This is a genomic window from Treponema sp. C6A8 (assembly GCF_000619925.1).
Lineage (GTDB): Bacteria > Spirochaetota > Spirochaetia > Treponematales > Treponemataceae > Treponema_D.
In genome coordinates this window covers 1-21779 of the sequence record NZ_JHVB01000016.1, presented here as the reverse complement: position 1 = coordinate 21779, position 21779 = coordinate 1, and the positions used below count along the sequence as shown (strand labels likewise).

General features: G+C 41.0%; 17 protein-coding genes and 2 rRNA genes. 6 read left to right on the top strand and 13 right to left on the bottom strand.

The genetic code is table 11. The features are described from left to right. Positions 1–60: 60 nt before the first annotated feature. The 7 genes from tpiA to T530_RS0111660 form a co-directional block, all read right to left on the bottom strand. Positions 61–810 carry a triose-phosphate isomerase gene (gene tpiA / locus T530_RS0111690; RefSeq protein ID WP_009103979.1) on the bottom strand — a complete coding sequence of 250 codons (750 nt, stop codon included), beginning with the start codon at positions 808–810 and terminating at the stop codon, positions 61–63. Positions 811–1037: 227 nt separating this feature from the next. Beyond that, positions 1038–2843 (bottom strand): translation elongation factor 4, encoded by a 1806-nt coding sequence (gene lepA / locus T530_RS0111685; protein ID WP_038074633.1) that lies wholly within the window; start codon positions 2841–2843, stop codon positions 1038–1040. A 9-nt stretch (positions 2844–2852) separates the two neighbouring features. Continuing rightward, positions 2853–4538, bottom strand: a complete 1686-nt coding sequence (locus T530_RS0111680) for a S1C family serine protease (RefSeq protein ID WP_027729168.1) — start codon at positions 4536–4538, stop codon at positions 2853–2855. Continuing rightward, on the bottom strand, positions 4522–6633 hold the full coding sequence (locus T530_RS0111675; protein ID WP_027729167.1) for a hypothetical protein: 2112 nt from the start codon (positions 6631–6633) through the stop codon (positions 4522–4524). Before T530_RS0111675 ends, T530_RS0111680 begins: the two co-directional genes overlap by 17 nt. Continuing rightward, a complete protein-coding gene (gene tilS, locus T530_RS14900) occupies positions 6630–7982 on the bottom strand; it encodes a tRNA lysidine(34) synthetase TilS (protein ID WP_051537976.1) in 1353 nt (450 codons plus the stop codon). The genes T530_RS0111675 and tilS overlap by 4 nt, the downstream gene beginning before the upstream one ends. Positions 7983–8038: 56 nt before the next feature. After that, positions 8039–8590, bottom strand: a complete 552-nt coding sequence (locus tag T530_RS0111665; protein ID WP_027729166.1) for a 50S ribosomal protein L25 — start codon at positions 8588–8590, stop codon at positions 8039–8041. Positions 8591–8666: 76 nt separating this feature from the next. Further along, a complete protein-coding gene (locus T530_RS0111660) occupies positions 8667–10241 on the bottom strand; it encodes a pallilysin-related adhesin (RefSeq protein ID WP_027729165.1) in 1575 nt (524 codons plus the stop codon). Positions 10242–10414: 173 nt separating this feature from the next. On the opposite strand from T530_RS0111660, the gene ilvC reads away from it, so the two are divergent. After that, complete coding sequence (ilvC, locus tag T530_RS0111655; protein ID WP_027729164.1) at positions 10415–11893, top strand: ketol-acid reductoisomerase; 1479 nt, start codon at positions 10415–10417, stop codon at positions 11891–11893. A gap of 248 nt (positions 11894–12141) precedes the next feature. On the opposite strand, the gene T530_RS0111650 is transcribed toward ilvC, so the two are convergent. The 4 genes from T530_RS0111650 to T530_RS0111635 all read right to left on the bottom strand — a co-directional run bounded on the left by T530_RS0111650 (position 12142) and on the right by T530_RS0111635 (position 16304). Continuing rightward, entirely contained in the window at positions 12142–12672 is a 531-nt protein-coding gene (locus tag T530_RS0111650) for a hypothetical protein (protein WP_027729163.1), read from the bottom strand. Between the two features lie 45 nt (positions 12673–12717). Beyond that, positions 12718–13017 (bottom strand): STAS domain-containing protein, encoded by a 300-nt coding sequence (locus tag T530_RS0111645; RefSeq protein ID WP_027729162.1) that lies wholly within the window; start codon positions 13015–13017, stop codon positions 12718–12720. Between the two features lie 122 nt (positions 13018–13139). Continuing rightward, a complete protein-coding gene (locus T530_RS14895; protein WP_081773733.1) occupies positions 13140–14615 on the bottom strand; it encodes an HD domain-containing protein in 1476 nt (491 codons plus the stop codon). A gap of 66 nt (positions 14616–14681) precedes the next feature. Continuing rightward, positions 14682–16304, bottom strand: coding sequence for a Na/Pi cotransporter family protein (locus T530_RS0111635; RefSeq protein ID WP_371180464.1), 1623 nt, complete (start codon positions 16302–16304; stop codon positions 14682–14684). Between the two features lie 111 nt (positions 16305–16415). On the opposite strand from T530_RS0111635, the gene T530_RS0111630 reads away from it, so the two are divergent. The 5 genes from T530_RS0111630 to T530_RS0111610 all read left to right on the top strand — a co-directional run bounded on the left by T530_RS0111630 (position 16416) and on the right by T530_RS0111610 (position 21198). Then, the gene (locus tag T530_RS0111630; RefSeq protein ID WP_027729160.1) at positions 16416–17198 is read left to right on the top strand and encodes a hypothetical protein; all 783 of its coding nucleotides are present in this window, start codon (positions 16416–16418) and stop codon (positions 17196–17198) included. A gap of 17 nt (positions 17199–17215) precedes the next feature. Next, on the top strand, positions 17216–17890 hold the full coding sequence (locus T530_RS0111625; protein WP_027729159.1) for a YfcE family phosphodiesterase: 675 nt from the start codon (positions 17216–17218) through the stop codon (positions 17888–17890). Between the two features lie 257 nt (positions 17891–18147). Beyond that, entirely contained in the window at positions 18148–19209 is a 1062-nt protein-coding gene (locus tag T530_RS0111620) for a PTS transporter subunit IIC (RefSeq protein ID WP_027729158.1), read from the top strand. A gap of 328 nt (positions 19210–19537) precedes the next feature. After that, complete coding sequence (locus T530_RS0111615; RefSeq protein WP_027729157.1) at positions 19538–20182, top strand: hypothetical protein; 645 nt, start codon at positions 19538–19540, stop codon at positions 20180–20182. 83 nt (positions 20183–20265) lie between these two features. Then, positions 20266–21198, top strand: a complete 933-nt coding sequence (locus tag T530_RS0111610; RefSeq protein WP_197018281.1) for an SH3 domain-containing protein — start codon at positions 20266–20268, stop codon at positions 21196–21198. A gap of 264 nt (positions 21199–21462) precedes the next feature. Here the strand turns inward: T530_RS0111610 and rrf are convergent. Both rrf and T530_RS0111600 read right to left on the bottom strand, forming a co-directional pair. Further along, positions 21463–21573: ribosomal RNA gene (gene rrf, locus T530_RS0111605) — 5S ribosomal RNA — on the bottom strand. Positions 21574–21673: 100 nt separating this feature from the next. After that, positions 21674–21779, bottom strand: a 23S ribosomal RNA gene (locus T530_RS0111600); the annotation flags it as partial.

Genomic DNA, 21779 nt, shown 5'->3' with positions numbered 1-21779 from the left:
TGAGCGAGCAATCACGCCGCCTGCCGTTCTGCCCCTGCAGAACGGTCTAACGATTGTAAACTAGAGCACACAAATAGGAACGAAAGTTTCAGCTTTCAAACTAGCTCCACCAATCAAACCACCGTCGATATCTGGCTGAGCAAGGAGCTCTGGAGCGTTAGAAGCTTTCATAGATCCACCGTACTGGATGATTACTTCGTCAGCAACCTTCTGGTTGTAAAGTTTTGCGATATAACCGCGGATGAACTTGTGGATAGCCTGAGCATCAGCTGGAGTAGCAGTTTTACCTGTACCAATAGCCCAAACTGGTTCGTAAGCGATTGTTACGTTCTTCATCTGTTCTTCTGTAACGCCTGCAAGACCTGCAGAAAGCTGGAATGCGCAAACCTGTTCAGCTTCACCAGCTTCGCGTTCGCTCAAAAGTTCACCGATACAAAGATCAACTTCAAGACCGTCTTTCAAAGCCTTGCGAACTTTCTTGTTGATAAGTTCATCAGATTCACCAATTTCGTGGCGGCGTTCTGAGTGACCGAGGATTACACACTGGCATCCGATGTCTTTAAGCATAGTTGTAGAAACTTCACCTGTGTGAGCTCCGTTATCTGTTGCAGCACAGTCCTGAGCTGCCAAAATGATGTTGCTGCCTTTTACAACCTGAGCAACTGCATCAAGATAAACAAAAGGAACACCAATCATGTATTTGTTAGTTTTTCCTTTAAGCTGCTCAACGAGGTCTTTTGCCAAAGCAACAGCTTCTGCTTTAGAAGTGTTCATCTTCCAGTTTCCAGCAATGTAATGTGTACGTGCCATTTATATCTCCTATTACGCGGTCGTCAAAACGCCCCGCAAAAAATTTCTTACTCTAATAATAATACATAGCAGAATAAAAAGAAAGACCGCGGTAAAGGAGGGAAACCGCGGTCTTAAAAGGAAAAATAAAAAAGGTTTAATGAAAAAATCAATTGTTGGTTTTCATATATATAACCATTCCCCAAAAGAATCGTTACAAATATTTCAATTTTTTTCCATTATATATATTAATTATCATTTTCCCGGTCTTTGAGTACAGCAAGGAAGGCACTCTGAGGCAACTCAACATCACCAATCATCTTCATCTTCTTTTTACCTTCCTTCTGCTTTTCCAGAAGCTTGCGTTTACGGGTAATATCACCACCGTAACACTTTGCAAGAACGTCCTTGCGGACAGGATTAACAGTTTCACGGGCAATAATCTGGCTTCCGATTGCACCCTGAATTGCAATCTTAAACTGCTGGCGGCTGATTTCATCCTTTAAGCGCTCACAGAATTTGCGGGCGCGGTCAACGGCATTTTCCTTAAAGGTAAGCTGAGCAAGGGCATCTACCATTTTTCCGTTCAAAAGAATATCAACCTTTACAAGCTCTGTAGGACGGTAACCGATGATTTCGTAGTCAAAAGAAGCATAGCCTCGGCTGTAACTCTTCAGGCGGTCGTAAAAGTCAAAAAGAACTTCGGCAAGCGGCATTTCATAAGAAAGCTCAACGCGTTTTGTATCAAGATACTGCATGTTTGTCTGAACGCCACGCTTTTCCGTACAAAGAGACATAATTGAACCGATGTATTCTGCAGGAGTGATTACACTGGCCTTAATATAAGGTTCCTCTGCTGAGCGTATTCTTCCCTGCGGATATTCCGAAGGATTATCGATGTAAGTTTCCTCGCCGCTTGTAAGTTCAAGTTTATAGCGAACAGAAGGGGCTGTAAAAATTACAGCCTGGTCAAAGTCGCGCTCAAGACGTTCCTGAATGATTTCCAGATGAAGCAATCCAAGGAAGCCGCAGCGGAAACCGTTACCAAGGGCAAGGGAATTATCCTTTTCGTAAATCAGGCTTGCATCGTTGAGCTTAAGCTTTTCCATGCTGGCTTTAAGCTCTTCGTAGTCGTTTGAATCCATAGGATAAATGGAAGAATAAACTACAGGTTTAACTTCCTTAAAACCAGGAAGAGGCTCTTCAAGACCATCCACAGAAGATGTGATTGTATCACCTACGCGGACATCGCTTACAGTTTTAATTCCCGCAATAATGTAGCCTACATCGCCGGCTTCGAGCTTTCCGGTTTCTTCGTAATTAATCTTAAATACACCGCACTGTTCTACTTTGTATTCAGCCCCGGAACTCATCATTTTGATAACGTCGCCGGTTTTTACAGTGCCTTCTTTCATTCGCACGTGAACAATTACACCGCGGTAGGCATCGTAGTGGCAGTCAAAAATAAGGGCAGCCAGCTTTCCGCTAGGGTCGCCAGTAGGAGCAGGAAACTTTGTTACGATTGCTTCCAGAAGCTCATCAATTCCCTCTCCGGTTTTAGCAGATACAAGCTGTGTTTCCTCTGCATCAAGGCCAAGTTCCTTATCAATCTGAGATTTACATGAAGGAATATCTGCCGATGCAAGGTCAATCTTATTGATTACAGGCACGATTCTCAAATCCTGTTCCAGTGCCATGTACATATTAGAAACAGTCTGACTTTCAACACCCTGAGTAGCGTCAATCAAAAGGAGTGCGCCTTCACATGAAGCAATGGCACGGCTAACCTCGTATGAAAAGTCAACGTGGCCCGGAGTATCTACAAAGTTCAGCTCGTAGTCGTTTCCGTCTTTTGCGTGATAAGGAATTGTTACCGCCTGACTCTTGATTGTAATTCCGCGCTCGCGTTCAATATCCATGTTATCAAGAATCTGGTTCATCATCTTTCTGTCATCGATGATTTTTGCCTTCTGAATAAGGCGGTCAGAAAGAGTAGACTTTCCGTGGTCGATGTGTGCAACAATACAGAAGTTGCGCTTATATTTCATATCCATAATTAACCTCTAAAAATAGTAAGGGTTGTCGTAAGGGGCAGTCAGCACCATACCCACGTCAATCAAGCCTTTTTTACGACGCTGAATTAAAATCTGTGTCATAATATACTTGTTTTCGTTATCAAATTTAACCCCATAAACTCCAAGCTGGTCATTTTCTGAAAAACTCATCTCGTCGGCAACCGTTCCCCGGATTACCTTTGTAATTTTATATATCTTTTTGCTTTCCGAAGAAGCGCGTGTTACTGACATACCATAAATCGGGATAAAGGAATTATCAATAAAATCACTCTTGTAAATCAAAGTAAGCGGAGATTCAGGGCGCTCTTCAAAATATACAAGACATGATTTTTCAACTTCATCTCCATCACTTCCCTTAGTTTTATACTTGCAGGAAAGCATTGTTCCCGGTTGCGATGAAATCTGATAAGTCTGGAACTCTTCCAGAGTAGTTACCTTGTGGCCGTCAATTTCTGTGATTACATCACCGGCGGTAAGACCTGCAAGAGCTGCAGATCCGCCCGGCATAACATACTGAACTTCAAGTCCAACTTTTTTGCTGCCGTTTCGCATTGTGTGGCCGTAAGCACAAATCCATGGATGAATTACTTCAAGGGCAGACGGCGCTTCATCAGATTTTTCTTCGTCCTTAGCAGGCTCCGGTCTGTACATAAAAGGAAGAATCTGCTTGAGATATTCTACAGGAACTGCAAAGTTCAGGCCCTGATACTGCAGCATTCCTGCAAAAACAATGGCCTGAACCTTCATATTCTGGTCGATTAAAGGACCTCCGCTGTTTCCTGAGTTTACAGCCGCATCAATCTGGAATACATTTCCGATTGTCTGAAGTTTTCTTTCTGCAGAAGAAATAATTCCAGAAGTAATGGTTCCTTCAAGTCCGATTGGAGTTCCGATTGCGCTAACCTTGTCACCGATACTCAAATCGCTGCTGGAACCAAGGCTGAGTACAAAATCAGGCTCAATTTCAACCTTAAGCAAAGCCAGATCAAGAACAGAATCATATCCTACAACCTTTGCAGGGATTTTTGTGTCAGGATCAGAAAGAAGCTTTACATAAAGGCGGGAATAGCCTTCATATTTTGAATCAACCATAGATTCAATAACGTGATGATTTGTTACAAGATATCCGCGTTCGTCAATAAAAAAGCCCGAACCGATGATGATGTCAGGATAGCCGGCGCCATTACGAACCTTAATTCCACGGTCAACCCAGATAGTTACCGTTGCATGCATACAGTCAGAAACCGTCTTAGGTGATTTAGAATTCTTTCCGTTCAAGCCAGGAACTGATTCAAGGTATAGAGCCTGAAACTTTTCTTCTTCTATTTTTGTAAAGGTATGTCCGACCGATTTAAGGCTCTTATAATATTTTTCAGAAAGAAGATAGTTTTTATCAACCAGGGCAACCTTAAATTTTTTATAAACTTCTTCAATACATTCAGCCTTTACGTCTTCCCGCCCCAAGAGTTCGGCACGCCAGAGAGCGCGGACAGGTTCTTCTTCCATAAAGCCGCGGATTCTCTTAATTTCAGCTTCTACGACATCATAATTTGAATAATCTATAGGCTCTTCAACGCTGTCAGGCTGCTGTAAACTCCTGCAAGAAGTAAAAACTGTTAAAGCCAGTAAGCCAGCTGCAAAAAAAGCATATTTCACATTAATTTTCATTTTCATTTACCAGTCCCTGTTCAGGAATAATTCTAAAAAATAATTTTGTTCCAACTCTTATAACCGAAATCCGGTTTTCATCCAGCTGCAAAAGGAAGCTTTTACCCTGAGTAATTTCGTTTCCGAATTCCTGTCCAAGCTTATCAAGCACTTTTGATTCAAGCTCTTCATCACCCTGATTTTCAATCCAGTAAACTTCATCAAATTTGCCGGCATAAATAATCAGTTCGTGATTCTGATTTTCAATCAGCTTTACAGGAATATCATCAAGACAATCCATAGAAATTATTTCATTTCCCTTCTTATCATAATAAACTGTCGATTCCTTCAGAGCCTCGCCATCTTTGGCAGCGTATTTTACATATTTGCAGTCAGTCACTCCGTCATCATTTGAATCCCATAGTGTAATAACATCACCGTTTTCTTCATATTCTTCAGAAAATTCAAAATGTTTATTGGCATTACGGTCAATGCGGACTTTTTTCAGATAGAGATTCTGAGAACCCGCAATCGGGCTGAAAACTTCGGTAATTATTTTTTTATTAGCCTCGGAAACACCGTTTAAGTCAGGATTGTACAAATCATAAATTTCCTGAGTTTCAAAATATCCGTCACCGTCATAATCTGCAAAACGAACAAAAGGAAGACCCGCGCTGAAATTACAGGTTGCATACATCTTGCTGCCTTCATAGAAAACAGCTTCAACAGGCTGACCTTCAAACATATTGTAAACGACATAGCCGCCTTCTCTTTCTGAAATATAGAATTTCAAACGGGAACAGGCTTTTCTTACATCTTCAAGGCCCGGGAATTCATAGGCAACGTTAATTTTTGGAATATAAAAATCAACTCCATAAGTTTCCAGAAGAGGATGCTTTTTCATTTCAAGAAGAGAATAATTGTAATTCTTTCTTAAAAACTCAAAATAGATTTCTTTTGGATTATCCTTATCAACATAGATTTCCTTTACTTCCGGATATTCGTAGTAACCAATCTGAACGCGGTCGCTCAAAAGCAGGGAATCTACTGCGCCTAAGTCGCAGGCAGCCTTAACATCTGTTACGCCGTCATTATGCTTTGTGTAAGACAGGGACTCAGGTCGGCCATTTTTGTAGATTACTTCAATTTCATTCTGTAAATCAAAATCTTCATCAATCAGAATTGTGCATTCGATATTTGTAAGGCGTTCTGCAAGAGTGAATTTTGCTTCATCAGTTTTAACCAGGGCAGCCATACACTCCAGAAGATTCATGTTGATTTTGTTTCCTGAAGTTTCAAAAAACAAGTTCAGGGCATCCTCTTCCTTGTAAAGTTCGTGATAGAGAACTGCAACAGCAAGCAGGGGCTGAATGCTCATATTTTTGGCATCAATAGCACGAATAAGCCTGTTTTTTAAGTCGCCTTCCGCAAAGAAAGAAGCCATCAGTTCCAGTTCCTGATTTTTTCCGGAATAGTCAGGAAGATGAAGCAGATAAGCGTCTGCTATTGTCTGAACAATTTCAGGAGTTTTGTATTCTGTATTATGAGCAATCGCATCAAGTTTATATGCCGCCTCAAAATAAAAGAAGCACTGCATAAAACGAAGGTCAGAAGCATAGATGCGGCGGGCAGCATTGATTTTATTTCTTGCGCGGCCTATTGAATCTTCAGTTCCGCTTCTGTATTCATTTTTAATTCTGATAAATTCAGCATCGGCAGAATAAATAAAGGGTTCCGAATCAAGAATTTCCATTGATTTATCATAGTCACCGCGGTCAGAAAGAAGGTCGGCATATAAAATGCGGGCCCCGGTTTCCATATATTCCACCCAGTTATTTTTTTCAAAAGCTTCAGAAAGAATCTTAATGACAGAAGCCTTTGTATTTCCCAGCCGAAGGTTTGCAGCGGCTTTTATATAGAACAAATCGGAGATTGAATCATCATAAGAAAGGCCAAGCTCCGCCTGATTATTTGCATTCTGAAAATCATTGCCGACAAGACAGTTTTCGGCAATTTTGAGACAACGCATTGCAGTAGCCCGGTTTGCCACATCTGCAGAATTCTGAGCAAACAGAGCTGCACCAAAAATAAGCGTAATTAATACAGAAATATACTTTTTCATTTTACAATCCAATTATCAAACCCCAGAACCTGGCCAATGATACAGCAAAGCTTCTGATTTTTTGACTGAATCTCCTGCACGACAGGGATTCTTGTTCTTTCCTCTTCCGGAACGTGCCAGCTGGAAAAAACATCTGAAACTTTTTTCATTGAACCGTCACTGCATTCAATTTCATCGCCAGGAAGAAAAGTTCGCAATAAAAGCGGCAGTTTGAGTTTATCAGCAAGCTTTTCCTGATTCAGAGAAAGTGAAATATCCCCCTCTACGCCCGAAGAAAAATCAAGCTGACCAAAATCAAACTGATAAGTTCCAGTCTTTTCTATTATAACAGAAAAAGTGAAATCAGTATGGTTTTTAACGCTCTTTTTTACAGTTATATAGGAGTTTTTACAGGAAATTTCGATATTTTTATAGGTTTTAACGGAAAAGCCGCCGTCCGAAAGAGACTTCAAAATGTCTTTAAAAAAGGCAAAAGGGATGCGGTTTGCGCTGTCAATTTTATTGCAAAGCCTGTAAAGGATGCGGAACTGCAGGGCGCGGGAGAATGACTTAAACTTTGCAAGGCTGATTTTTCCGGCAGACAATTCTTCTTGGGAAAGAGTCTCGTCTGCCAGCCCGCCAATCAAGTCTGCATCCATTGCAAACTTTTCCAGCCCATTCAAAACAGAGCTCTTCCAGCCCGCAAACTTTTCATCCAGAAGGGGCATTAAATTCAGGCGGATGTTATTACGCAGGAAGGAATCGTCGGCGTTGGTAGAATCTGTCCGCCAGTCCTGTCCCGCGGCACGCAGATAGCCTTCAATTTCTGTCCGGCTGATACTAAGAAGAGGACGAAGGAACTTGCCGCGTTTAGCAGGAATTGCGTAATTTTCTGTAAAGCTGCCCTGCAAAAAGCGCATCAAGGCGGTTTCCAGAAGGTCATTCTGATTGTGAGCTAAACATAAATAATCAAGGGATTGAGATTCTATTACAGATTCAAAAATTCTATAGCGTTCTGAGCGGGCCGCATCTTCAATGCCGCCACCACGTTCCAATGCAATTTTTTCAAGCTTGCCGCGAGGAATAACTTCGCCGGTAAAGTCCAGGTCAAAGCCTGCCCCGGAAAGACGGGCGCATAAATCACGCACAAAAGCAGAATCTCCGTCAGTTTCGCCTGCTTCCCGCAGGTTATGGTTTACGTTGACAACAAAAAGCTTAAATCCATACTCCCGGCTAATGGCGCACAAGGAAAGCAGCAGGCAGACAGAATCAGCGCCGCCTGAAACCGCAGCTCCCAGCCGTAAGTCCGCAGAAAAATCCACGCCGAGTTTTTTTAAGCTGTCAAAAACTTTATTATCAAATTCAGTCATAAAAAAAAGCCAGAATACTTATTGTATTCTGGCCTAAAAATCAATTTTAGAAAAGATTAACGAGCTGGTGAAACAGTTACCAATGGAAGTTCTGCATCTGTAAGAACTTCGATGTTCTTTCCAACTTTCAAATCTTTTACGCGCAAAGCTTCGCTAACGTTGATTCCTGAAACATCAGCTGTGATTGTCTCTGGAAGATCACCGATAGTACATTTGATTTTGATTTCGTTGTTGCGTTCTTTCTTGAAACCACCCTTAAGAACACCAGCAGGAGTACCTGTGTAGTGAACCTTAATTTTAGAAACAAGTTTCTGATCTGCAGCTGGAACAAAGAAATCTGCGTGAAGTACTTTGTCTGTGCGGATGTTGTATTCAACATCTTTAATCAAAGCAAGGCTGTCTTTTCCATCAACTGCAAGTGTGATAGAAGTTGTTGGAGTGATGTTTCTCCAGATTTTGTTGAATTCTACTTCGCTAACGTCGATTGATGTAGCTTCACCTTTGTCATTGTAAACTACAGCAGGGATACGTCCTTCTTTGCGAAGATTTTTAGCAGCTGTTTTACCAGTTGTTGTGCGAGTTTTTGCATCAAGTTTCTGCTTACTCATTTTCTTAAAGCTCCTTATATCTCTTTAAATGTTCAAAGATTATAGCAGAAAAGAGCCTTATTACTCAATAGTAAATTTAATTACCCCTGCTAAGCTGGAAAGACCTTCCCTCCAGAGGGAAACAGTCTGTCGGAGTCATTTTTACAGGTATCAGGATTATTTTGTCATAGTCAGGAAGAGATTTTTCAACTTCCTTCTTTTTTACTGTTTCTGTAACAATTTTTGTGCCAAATGAAATTGTATAGAATTCATTCATGACAGAAAGAGGATTATCCGGCAAAAGCTGAAGAACGATGTCATTTCCGGCCTGTAAAATAGAATAAACTCCGCTTTCTGCAGTCTGTCCGTTCTTGATTTCAAAGGCAGAATCCTTAAAGGTCAAGACAAACTGTCCGTCAGCAGATTTCCACTCATCAGATTTTTTAAGTTCCGAGTAAAAAGTATCCATATATACTGCGGCTTTTGCGTCTTCAAAGGAATTCTGAATGCTCAGCTTCTTATAATTTCCATCCCAGGTGGTACTTTCTTTAATAAGAAGATTGATGTCATCGCGGATTGTGACTCTGATTTCATCAGTATTTAACAGAGAAATATCAAAGCGGCGGTGCAGAGTCATAATATCAGAGTTTACGGTTGTAAGATAAATTCCGTTATGACGAAGTTTGCTGTCATCCCACTGGTAAACTTCCTGAGTATCATGGAAAAGATGGATGATTTCACGATTGTTGTAATTAAAATAAAGATAGCGGATATTTCCGTCATCATTTGATGTCTTATACCAGAGCCCGTTCAAAAAGGCTGCAAAAGACTCAACAGTGCCGTCCTGAATTTTTGAAAGCTCCTTAGCCATGATTCTGCTGGCATTAACCTTAATCTGCTGGGCAAGCTCATAATGCTGAGTATAAGGATTCCACTTATATTCCTGCTGAATCTGATTTGGCTGAGAATGAGCAGGCTTTTTCCCGTCATTTACAGAAGGAGTTGCATCAGGCTGCTCAGATTTATAAACCCACACAGAAAAACTTTCACCGCGGGCAATGCCAAGTTCGTAATTTTCCGAGCGTTCAGTCTGCTGAATAAAGACAGTTCCGTCAGAAGAAAAATCACCGATATTTACGATTGAAGGGGTTCCCATCGGGCTGACTTTGAGATTATAAATCTGCATTACGTAATTACCGCTGTCATCCACACCCTGATAAATGATGGAGTTTTTGTGGTCTCCGATTATATCCATTGCGCTGTAAGAAAAAGTTCTTGTGCGGGTAAACATGGTCTTGATTTCATCATAGCGGTCATACTCATGTGTGCTGGCATTGTAAACGCCGGGAACAATCCATAAATAAGGAGAAGAAGTTTTGCGGACAACAATAAGTTCGTCATCGTAGCCGTCGTTATTAATATCTACTGTAAGAGCCCCAATTAAAGTTTCGCCCGGCAAAAGAGGAACGAAAGTTTCATACTTTTCATTTTCACTTGCAGAAGGAAGCTTAACGTTTTCCTGCTGAACATCGTCACCAGTGAAGGTATTTATAACTTTTGAGCGTGTATAAGAATGTTCTGATTTACGAATAAAGTATTTAGAATAGAAGAAAAATCCCGCAAGTCCAAGCGTAATAAGTAAAAAAATGAGAACTGTTGTTTTTGTTTTCATATATTTAATATATCGGAAAAGAATTGATTAAAAAAGAGTGCAAGCAAAAGGCAGCTGTATTTTAAATTATTGCATATTTTGCAATATTAGATGTTAAATAATTCACTTTACGCAATACACTTTCACACCTATAATAAGAATCGTAAAAACTTTTTAATACAGAGGTATAAAAAATGGGAAACAACTATTTCAACGCAATTCCTTGGCGCGAAGCTCGCCTGCAGCTTGGTCACTGCCGTTCTATGAGCAAAGATGAGTTTGCTGACGGTGTAAACGCACTTAAAGGAAAGAAAATCGTTATCGTTGGTTGCGGTGCTCAGGGTCTCAACCAGGGTATGTGTCTTCGTGACTCAGGATTGGACGTATCTTACGCACTCCGTGAATCGGCTATTACAGAAAAACGCCAGTCTTGGAAAAACGCTACAGAAAACGGTTTCAAAGTTGGAACTTATGATGAAATGATTCCAACAGCTGATTTGGTTGGAAACCTTACTCCAGATAAACAGCACACTCCTGTAATCACAGAAGTTATGAAAAAGATGAAGAAGGGTTCTGCACTCTGGTACAGCCACGGATTCAACATGATTGAAGAAGGAATGGAAATCCGTCCTGATATCACAGTTATCATGTGTGCTCCAAAAGGACCTGGTACAGAAGTTTGGCACGAATTCCAGCGCGGCTTTGGTGTACCTGACCTTATCGCCGTACACCCTGCAAACGACCCTGAAGGAAAGGGCTGGGCAATGGCAAAAGCTCTTGCTGTAGGTATGGGCGGAAGCAAAGCCGGAGTTCTTGAATCTTCTTTTGTTGCAGAAGTTAAATCTGACCTTATGGGCGAACAGACAATCCTCTGCGGTATGCTGCAGGCAGGAACAATCGTTTGTTTTGACAAGATGGTTTCTGAAGGAATCAGCCCTGAATATGCTACAAAGCTTTTGATGCACGGCTGGAACGTAATTTCTGAAGCCCTCAAATGGGGTGGAATTACTAACATGATGGACCGTCTTTCTAACCCTGCAAAAATCAAGGCTAATCAGCTTTCTAAAGATATCAAAAAGCTCCTTGCTCCACTTTATCAGAAGCACATGGACGACATCATTTCTGGAAAATTCTCCAGCACAATGATGAAAGACTGGGCAGCTGGTGACAAAGACCTTCTCACATGGCGCGAAGACACAGGTAAGCTTCCATTTGAATCAACAAAAGAAGCAGCTGATGAAATCACAGAACAGGAATACTTTGACAAGGGTATTTTGATGGTTGCTATGGTTAAAGCTGGTTGTGAACTTGCATTTGAAACAATGGTTGATGCCGGTATTAAGGAAGAATCTGCTTACTACGAATCACTCCACGAAGTTCCTCTTATTGCAAACCTCATCGACCGCAAACGTCTTTACGAAATGAACCGCGTAATTTCTGATACTGCTGAGTACGGATGTTACCTCTTCAGCCGTGTTGCAGCTCCAATGATGGCAAAAGACCTTATGCCAAAACTTCATACAGACGTTATCGGTAAGGGTCTTGATGTTAAAGACAACTGCGTAAACAACACAGAACTCGTTGCAGTAAACGCAGAAATCCGCAACCACCCAATCGAGGTTGTAGGCCGCAAGTTAAGAGCTTATATGACATCTATGAAACCTGTTCTGTAAGAACAGGTTAAGGCACGGGAACGATAACTGCCAATTGTAAGTTGCATTACGCCCGTGCCATGCGTACATGACATCAATGAAACCTGTTTTGTAATATCAACAAAACGAAAATAATAGCCACAGATGGGACACAGATTTGCACAGATTTTTATATCTGCGTCCATCTGTGTTTATCTGTGGCTAATAAAAAAAAGAAAGCCATGACTTTTTTCGGTCATGGCTTTTTCATTTAACAGCAGTCTGCTATTCTATTCCATCTTTTTAAGAACAGTCATATCTACCATTCCGCCGCGGATCCCAACTTTAATTTCATCGGCAAGGCGGCAAAGTACAGAGCGCTCGTATCCATCATATTCAGTATCAGAAATTTCATGGTTTGCAAGGTCGCCCATAACATCTTCCGGAATATCTTCAGAATGATCAGGATCTGCAAGCATAGCATTTTCAAAGGCATCGCGAAGTTTACCAAGGAAGCTCTTTGCAGCTTCATTCTTGCGAGATGTAGCTGAAGCAAGCAGTTCTGCCTTCTTTTCCTGATTCATTACTGTTTTTGCTGAAAGATGGAAGGCAAATTTATCACCTTCTTTTTCAATCCAGAATGAAACACTGTCTGCGCCAGTTACAATGCTGGCAAGACTGAGCATTTCTTCAGTAATCAACTGAACATGAAGAGAACTCTTTTTTGAAAGACCTTCATATTTTGCTGTATTTTTAGCTGTTTCAAGAGCGGTTGTAAAGCCATTTCCCTGGCTGTTTACAACGATAACATCTGATTTCATAGTTCTTTTCCTCCTGCAAGATGTAAATCTGAATTTATAAAAATTCTATTCAACGTTAAGAACGTTCATAAAGCCAGTTACATCCAGTACTTCGCGAACCATTTCGTTGATGTTAGTAAGTTTCATCTTTCCTCCCTTTCCGTCCATTTTTTTATGAGCAGACAAGAGAACACGAAGTCCTGCAGATGAAATGTATTCCAGTTTTGTGAAATCCATAATCAATTCTTTTGCGCCGTCCAATGCGGTTTTTAACTCTGATTCGAGCTCAGGTGAAGTAACCGTGTCCAAGCGCCCCTGAAGAGCAATAGTCAGCTTTTCGCCTTCCTGATTCTTTGTAATAGTCATAATGAAGTCCTCCTTTGTTGTTCCTTCTATATTTCTATATATAAAACAAATAGTTTTTATTCTAAATTATTGTAACACAGCAAAAAGTATCACGCAAATTTTTTTATAAAAAGCAGAAGCCCTTAAAAATCCAGCCTGTCGAGCTTTTTTGTAAGAGCCGTAATGTTTCCAATACAACGCTCAATAATTTTCTGCTCTTTGCTGTTTGGATTTCCCTTTTTGTGACACTTGTTTATAAGACGGACGTAACTTAAAAGCGCAGCCTTATCAATTACATCGTTTATAACCTTTTCATCATCTGTTTTAAGGTACTTTTTCAAAAAGAGATTGAAGAATTTCTTCATGTTCTCGTATGAAAATCCCATGAATTTTTCAACATTAGGAACATCATCTTCACCAAGAACCACATAGAAGTAGTACATGTCGCTGATATCTCCAATCGGATGACCGTGAGAAAGTCTGTCCATATCAATCAGAAGAGGTTCTCCCTTCTGTATAAAGACATTATTTGTATGGAAATCTCCGTGAAGAATTGTGTTTCGCTCAGGAAGATTTTCAATAAGCTTTCTGCACTTATCAGCAAGCTCAGTGTTTTCTCGCGCAATACCACCATTTACATAGTCCAGAAGTCTGACTGAAACAGACGGGAATTCATTTTCATCCACTTCAATTGCGTGAATTGTATTGGCAAGGTCTGCCATGATTCCCGCATAATGATCCAGATGTCCAGGAGCACGAGCAATCAGCTGAGAAACAGTCTGCGAATCCATAAGTTCGAACATTGCCCCGTAACGGTCACCTACAGACACAATACCGAATGAAATTGCTGTTGGAATTCCCAGGATAAAGGCCTTTCGGCTGGAAGCAATTTCCTTTTCTACATCACGATAGGTATTGTTTTCATTGTAAACCTTAATGACAAGTTCATCGTCGTATCGGTAAACTTCACCCTTAGCGCCGCGACCAAGCTGCTTGCAGCCTTCAACAGAAACTTCGCGGTATTTTCTGTATTTTGCTTTTTCTGAATCAAAGGTTCCCGGCCAGATAAAGTTTATGTATGTAATAAACTCCTTAAAAGCACCGGTTTTATTGAGGGAAAGTTCCAGAGTTTCCGCAATGCTCTGGTAATACCAGCGGTGTCTTGCAGGATCCTTCTGATGCAGTCTTTCCCACATGGCATCACCCTGCTCTGCATAAACCTGGGCAAGCGAACGGATATTAGAAAGCTTATCCGCCAGCCAGAGCATTCTGACGCCCATATCAGTACTGTTCTTTAATACTTGAATTGATGATTCTTTACGTCTTTCCCAGCTTTCAGTTTCGTCTTCGCCAGGCTCGCGTTTTTCAGATTCCGAGGATACAAGAAATGCAACGCGTTCTCCAAAGCGTTTTTCAATTTCACCCAGAGTTCCGTCTGTATCTTCAACAATGTCGTGAAGGATTCCGGCAGTGATAATATCCTGATCATCAGTCAGCGTAGAAAGAATCTGCGCCACTTCCATAGGATGCAGGATATATGGAATATTCCTGAACTTTCGAATTTTTCCCTGATGCAAAACAGTTGCATAAATTATTGCTTCTTCCAGTAATTTCATCATACTGTTAAGTGTAACACAGGTTTTTAATTTTTTAAAAAATTTCTTTTATATTTGTGTCAGAAGCAATTATGAAGCTGTAAGCGCCTCGGAAATGTTAAAGCAGTTGTCTCCAATCTTTTCAATCTGGCGAACCATATCAATATACAGAAGCTCGGATTTAACGTCAGCACCATTTTCAAGACGCTTTCTTGCAACCTTTTTCAGGTCTTTTCTGAATGCATCAATGCCGTCTTCCAGCTCTCGGGCAAGTTCCAGTTTTTCCTGGGTAATCTGCTTGTTGATATTGATGTGAATGAACTGAAGGAACTGGCGTGCCAGCTCAACATACGGAAGCATTCTTTCCATGTCGCTTGACTGGAATTTCATCTTCTTTTCTATACTGCGCTGAATAAGCATAATTGTTGTGTAGCAGTTATCGCTCATGTTCTCAAGCTCATCAACAATCTGAAGCATAATTGAAACGTGATTACGCTGTTTTTCAGTAATCTGAAGACCGCTGCACTTAATCAGATAGTGGGTAATCTGCTCGTGCATCTGGTCAACATAATCTTCTTCCTGCTCGGCAATCATATAATGATTTTCATAATCTGAATCACGCTTAGTAACGCCAATCTGAATGCGGTCAAACATAACTGAAACTACATCGCACATATCGCTGACAGCTTTTTCTGCGCGGATAATATGAGTTGCAAAATTGTCCTTTCCGATTGTCTCGATAAATTCCAGTCTGAATTCTTTTTTCTCCCCTTCCTTGTCGTCCTTTATCATAAGCTGGGTAAGGCGAACAAGCTGATTTGTAAAAGGAAGGAATACGATAGTAGAAAGCAGCTTGAAAACTGTATGCAAAACTGAAATGCGGATTGCAATGTTAGAATGTTCTCCGCCCGGAGTTACGAACATAATCAAATCCAGGAACGGATGGAAGAACATCAGGGCAAGAATTGTGCCGAACACGTTGAAAAGTACGTGAACAAGGGCTGAACGGCGGGCATCAGCATTTGTTCCCATTGCGGCAAGAACAGCATCGATTGTAGAACCGATGTTACTTCCCAAAGTCATAGCCGCTGCAAGTTCCCAGGAAACAAGGCCGTTGTAAGCCATTGTAATTACGATTGCAGAAAAAGCTGATGAAGAGTGAAGCATGGCTGTAATAAAAATACCAATTACAAAGCCCACTAAAATTGAAATTACGCCTTCACCTTTTATTACAAATAAAAAGCCCAGCTGCTCCGGGGTAAAGACTTCGGAAAGTCCGCTCAATCCCATGAACAGCATTCCAAATCCCATCAAAGCCTGGGCTATATTTGCATATTTTGCTTTTTTTACGATTGAAACAAAGTAGCCGATTCCGACAAGAGGCAGAGCCACCGCAGAAATCTTAAAATTAAAACCGAAGATTGCAACAATCCAGGCCGTAATTGTAGTACCGATGTTTGCACCAAAAATTACACCAACCGACTGGGCAAGTGTAAGAAGCCCGGCATTGATAAAGGTAACAACCATGACAGTAGTAGCACCAGATGACTGAATCACCATAGTAATAAACATACCTGTCAAAAGGGCTGTAAAACGGTTTCCTGTAACAAGACTGAGAGTTCGCTGCATTCGCTCGCCAGCGCTCTTCTGAATACCGTCGCTCATAAGCTTCATACCGTAAAGAAGGAAGCCCAAACTACCAATTAATGCCAATAAAGGAGTTATTAACGCCATGATAAAAGCAATCTACCATATAATAGAAAATTTTTCTACTTTTTATGCAAATACTTTCATGTTTAGGCTAAATTCGTTAAAATATGGCGCATGAAAGAAAAATTAAGTAAAAAACTGAAATCTACTGCTTTCATTTTACTGGCACTTTCCGCCATTACTTCATGCAGCAGAAAGGCAGAAGAACCGTCTCCAAATTCACTTGATATTCAGCTTTCTTCATCAAATATTTCAGAAATCCAGGAAATTCCTCATTCACATACCTTCTCAAACAAAAAAATCCTTGTGCTTTTCGGCTACGATTTTAATTCCGAAGATTTTGAAAATGAAATCATGGGAAAACTCGAGCAGAATTACGGACTTTATGAAGAAGGGGGAATCATTTATCCTCTCCGCTTCCCTGATGACTTTAAGCGAGGCGGCCGTTCCTACGCAACAGAGCTTTTCAACATCCTCTCAGACCCTGAAATTGAATTCGGCGGAATTCTTCTTTTAGGCGCCCCGGAACATTCTCACCTTGCCCTGGCCCGCAATCAGGATTTGTGGAATCAGGAAGTGCCTTTCCCTGTTGTTGCCCTTTATCCTCAGGATGATACACTTGGAATTGAATCAACCTGCGACTTTATAATAGATAAAACTCAGAATACTGATATTACGGACGAGCTGAAGGCGGAAGAAGGCACAAAAACCGTCAGCGAAGATACAAAAAAACTGATTTTCAACTTTATAGAACACACAATTCTCTGCGATTTTTCATTTGCAGATTATCCTGATATTTTATATCATCTGGAAAAAATCACCCAGAAACGCAAGTTCCATAATTACACAGACCCGGAATCTGGCCTTAAGTCAATCAACCATTTTGTAATCGAATAGAAGTAAAGAGAGAGTTTATGATAGAAATTATAGAAAATCAGAACAGACTGATAGGAAGCCCCCAGGCCATAGAAGAGCTTTCAAAAAAAGAGTCTGCCAGAGTCCTCGTACTTTCTGACTCTCACGGAAACTCAGAAATCTTCAAGAATATTGTAATGCAGTACGGTCCGGGCTGCGACGCCATAGCCTTTTGCGGCGACGGCTCAAGCGACCTTGCCCACCTGCTTGAAGAAGCAGAAACTTCTGAAGAAATCCGTTCAGCAATTTCCCCTGTAATCGCCTACGTTCAGGGAAACTGCGACCCTTCAACATACAAAATTCTTCCTAAAAAAAGCATTTCAAGCAAAATGCCGCCTCACCAGGTGCTGACTGCTGCCGGCAAGAACATTTACATCTGCCACGGTCACAATGAAAACGTAAATTTCACACTATACCCGCTGACAATGAGGGCCGACGCTGAATATTGTAAGATTGCCCTATACGGCCACACCCATCTGCCATATTTTACGACAGAAAGCGAGCACAATGTAAAAATCCTCAATCCGGGAAGCTGTAACCGCCCGCGCGGAAATTATCCGCCAAGCTTTGCAATTCTTACGATTACGCCGGCGGTGGTAGACGCCGCCTTCATCCAGATTGACGAGCCTTACAGCCACAATCCTTCTTTCAAACTCTTCAACCCGATTTTCTGATACAAGGACGCCAGCCCAGGCGACGCCCCGCCCCCCCAACTTGCAAAGATTTCAAATCTTTTGTAATATTTTCTAAGAAAATACGTTAGGAATGAACATTGTCAGAGTCCATAGCGTCCTGATTTACCTGCGACACCACGGTGCACAGCGTAATACACATCCTGCCGGTCAGTTTCAGGCTGACACAAAATCACATCCAAATTACATTTTTAAACTTTTTTAGCGGGATAACTATGCCCGCTTCAGGAGACAGACGTATGAACAAATACGCTAAACGTTACCTCATCGACGCGATGAGCGGAATGGCGCAGGGTCTTTTTGCATCCCTGCTTATCGGTACAATCATCAAAACACTCGGACAGCAGCTGCTTCGCCTTGGCGACAACAGTTTCTTCAGCTTCCTGGTTGCAGCAGGTTCATTTGCCGCAGAACCACACGTAGTAGGCGCCGCAATGGCAGTCGGAATCGGCTATGCAATGCAGCTTCCAGCCCTTGTACTTTTCTCTTTAGTTGCAGTAGGAGCAGCCGCAAACGTAACAGGCGGAGCAGGTGGACCACTCGCAGTTTTATTCATCGCAATCATTTCAGCAGAACTCGGTAACCTTGTAAGCAAAAAAACAAAGGTAGATATCATCGTAACTCCAGCTGTTACAATCCTGGTCGGCTCACTTCTTACAGTTTTATTCGCAAAACACATCGGAGCCGCAGCCGCTTCAATCGGACACCTTGTAGTATGGGCAACAAAACTCCGTCCTTTCGTAATGGGAATCATCGTAGCCGTTGTAATCGGAGTTGCACTCACACTTCCAATCAGTTCAGCCGCAATCTGCGCCGCATTCGGACTCACAGGACTTGCCGGTGGTGCCGCAGTGGCAGGCTGTTGCGCTCAGATGGTAGGTTTTGCCGTTCTCAGTTTCCGTGAAAACAAATGGGGCGGACTCCTCTCTCAGGGATTGGGAACAAGTATGCTACAGATGCCAAACATCATCAAAAATCCAAAAGTATGGCTGCCTGCAATTTTGACATCAGTAATCACAGGCCCTCTTTCAACCTGCCTCTTCAAAATGGAAATGAACGGCCCTGCAGTAAGCTCAGGAATGGGAACATGCGGACTCGTAGGACAGATTGGCGTAGTTAGCGGCTGGTATTGTCCAAGTGATGCTGCCATCACCCACGGCGCCAGCGCCATCTCCCCAACAGCCTTCAGCTGGATCGGTCTCCTCTTAATCTGCTTCGTTTTGCCAGGCCTCCTTTCATGGGCATTCGGACTCCTCTTCCGCAACCTCGGCTGGATTAAAGACGGCGACTTAGCTCTCTAGTAAATAAAAAAGTATCTCAAATCCATCAAGGCTCTCTTTCATATGAGGAGAGCCTTTTTTTTCAGGCGAGTCTTTCACTTCTATTACAATTTCTAGCCTTTCGTGCCAGCGAAAGGCAGGCGACTCGAAAATATCCTATAAATTTTTAAAAGCCTATAGGCGAGTCGCCGTTCCCAGTCGCAACTCCGATTTCGCTAACGTTTAGTACGCGGCTTGCCGCGTACGACCCCTCCGTTTCTCCAGCCTGCTGCAAACTACAATCAAATAATCACATTCCCAAAATTTCAAAATCTATATTATAATTTTATTATCTGGAGTCTTATAAAAAATGAACAGTTTCGAAGTTACTAATCAAATGCTCGATGAATTCAGACAATCTGCTTCCCCTTATTTGACAGATATTGAAAAAATAGAATATAAAAACAGCCAGGAATCACATATCCAAAAGAAGAACAGAGATTGTTCTATATTAAAAATCCACATTTCAAGTAAAACCGAGTATCAAAAATTAAATCTTGATCCAATATATGAAAACTGGGATGACGTATTTCCATACACAAAAGAAATAAAAAGCATATGGAATTCTTTATTAAGAAAATATAAAAGTCTTGATTCTTACGACACGAAAATAGGCTATGTTTTTTTCAGCTGCGTCGAAACAGATACAAAATATAAAATTGCCTATAATTCCAAAGATGAAATCCATACGAAACTCGAATGTCTTGGACTTCCAAAATTCCGGCATATTTTCTGTGACTCAGAAATAGAGTATTCATTACTTCTCAAAAATGAAAAAGATTATAATAAATATGTATCCTTCTCTATCGAAAAAATAAAAGATTTAATATTACAAATTCTGAATTCAAAATGTCTTGGTCTCAATTACAAATTTTCCCTAAATGATTTTAAGTGCCACTTATACCACGAAAAAATGAAAGGCCTAGACTTATACGGACTTTCACGTGAAGATTAAAAATCATATTCAATTTAATATATTATGCTATAATGAAAAGGAAAATGTCTAAACACAAACTCTTTCGTATTATTGGAAAAAAAATGAAAAAAACACTTTTTGCAGGCATTCTGCTAATTTTTACTACTCTGCTTTACTCACAGGAAAGCCATTTTGTTTTGCTGGGCGGCGAAATCCACAACACAGATACCATCTTCAATAAAGGTGTAACTGTTTACGCAGAATGCAATCTCCGGATACGGAATTCCCAGGATTTGAATTCTCAAAAAATCGGCCAATTACTAGCAGGAGAAAAAGTCCAAATAACAGAAATTGGCAAAGAAGATGAAATAGACAACATAAAATCAAACTGGATAAAAGTCAAAAACGATAAAATTGAAGGCTGGTGCTTCGGAGGCTATCTTTCATCGCCAAAAACAATTTCCATTACAAAAGATAAATACGGTTATTCCATCAGCTCAGATGAAACAGAAGACAAAAAGTCATTTTATTTATATAACTACAATTCAGATAAAAAATATTGCACCTTCGAAGATTGTTATTTAGCAACTTCAACAAGCTGGTCTGATCAATGGTATCCCTATATTTGCTTCGTTAACAGAACAAATAATATTTTGTACGTATATAATGTGGAAGAAGGAACTATTATCCCCACAGTGAAAGTAAAGAATTTTCCAGCTCAATATGCAACTGTTACTCCCAATAAGAAATATATAATTTACACCAATTGCAATAAGGAAGACTGGGAAAAGGACTCTACCCGCTACATATATATTCATGAAATAAAAACTCAAAGGCTTGTTTCCAAAATAGAAAAGTACTGTGAAGAACAAAATTATGTCATATATCATTTTCAGGATGATCCCAACAATTTGAGAATAAATGTCGATGAAGAATGCGCCGGAGATGGTCTTATACATTGTTTTTATTTTAATCAGGAAACAGAAAATATCTCATATGCCTCTAACTGGAATGTCAAATGGTCCGATTGCCCCCCGGTCCCACAAGATTATTAGATGGGTTTTATAATGATATTTAGGCGAGGGTAAACTTACCAGTCGCCTTCCGCCATTCCGCTCCCGCTCCAACCTCCTCACTTCGTTGCGGTGGTCGCCTTCGGCGTGGCTCCACGCTCCCGCCGGAGGCATACTACAGTTAAAAGAAAAAGCTCCCATGTAGTAATGGAAGCTTCCAATTGGATCTTAAAAGAAAAAAAAGTCGCAGTCACTTCGTGCCTGCTTAGTTTTTTTTATTTTAACAGCTTTGCTGTTAAAATAAAAAACTGGCAGCTACCTACTTTCCCGCTGAAGAGCAGTATCATCGGCGTAAGAGAGCTTGACTTCCGTGTTCGGTATGGGAACGGGTATTGCCTCTCCACTATGGCCACCAGTATTTTATACTAAGTTATCAACAAGGGCCGTTAGAGCATTTTCTGCTGCACGACCGGAGCGTCTTTAATGAAGTATCCGTATTGTAAACGGAGATGAGAATATGGTCAAGCCTCACGACCTATTAGTAATGCTCGGCTGAACACATCGCTGTGCTTACACCTGCATCCTATCAACCAGATAGTCTCTCTGGGGTCTTCAGAAGACTT

Coding starts and splice junctions, on each gene's coding strand:
- T530_RS0111675 (WP_027729167.1), bottom strand. CDS start 6,633: ATGAAAAAGTATATTTCTGTATTAATTACGCTTATTTTTGGTGCAGCT.
- T530_RS0111610 (WP_197018281.1), top strand. CDS start 20,266: ATGAAAAAAACACTTTTTGCAGGCATTCTGCTAATTTTTACTACTCTG.
- T530_RS0111630 (WP_027729160.1), top strand. CDS start 16,416: ATGAAAGAAAAATTAAGTAAAAAACTGAAATCTACTGCTTTCATTTTA.
- T530_RS0111665 (WP_027729166.1), bottom strand. CDS start 8,590: ATGAGTAAGCAGAAACTTGATGCAAAAACTCGCACAACAACTGGTAAA.
- T530_RS0111615 (WP_027729157.1), top strand. CDS start 19,538: ATGAACAGTTTCGAAGTTACTAATCAAATGCTCGATGAATTCAGACAA.
- T530_RS0111620 (WP_027729158.1), top strand. CDS start 18,148: ATGAACAAATACGCTAAACGTTACCTCATCGACGCGATGAGCGGAATG.
- ilvC (WP_027729164.1), top strand. CDS start 10,415: ATGGGAAACAACTATTTCAACGCAATTCCTTGGCGCGAAGCTCGCCTG.
- T530_RS0111645 (WP_027729162.1), bottom strand. CDS start 13,017: ATGACTATTACAAAGAATCAGGAAGGCGAAAAGCTGACTATTGCTCTT.
- T530_RS0111650 (WP_027729163.1), bottom strand. CDS start 12,672: ATGAAATCAGATGTTATCGTTGTAAACAGCCAGGGAAATGGCTTTACA.
- T530_RS14895 (WP_081773733.1), bottom strand. CDS start 14,615: ATGATGAAATTACTGGAAGAAGCAATAATTTATGCAACTGTTTTGCAT.
- tilS (WP_051537976.1), bottom strand. CDS start 7,982: ATGACTGAATTTGATAATAAAGTTTTTGACAGCTTAAAAAAACTCGGC.
- lepA (WP_038074633.1), bottom strand. CDS start 2,843: ATGGATATGAAATATAAGCGCAACTTCTGTATTGTTGCACACATCGAC.
- T530_RS0111680 (WP_027729168.1), bottom strand. CDS start 4,538: ATGAAAATGAAAATTAATGTGAAATATGCTTTTTTTGCAGCTGGCTTA.
- T530_RS0111660 (WP_027729165.1), bottom strand. CDS start 10,241: ATGAAAACAAAAACAACAGTTCTCATTTTTTTACTTATTACGCTTGGA.
- tpiA (WP_009103979.1), bottom strand. CDS start 810: ATGGCACGTACACATTACATTGCTGGAAACTGGAAGATGAACACTTCT.
- T530_RS0111625 (WP_027729159.1), top strand. CDS start 17,216: ATGATAGAAATTATAGAAAATCAGAACAGACTGATAGGAAGCCCCCAG.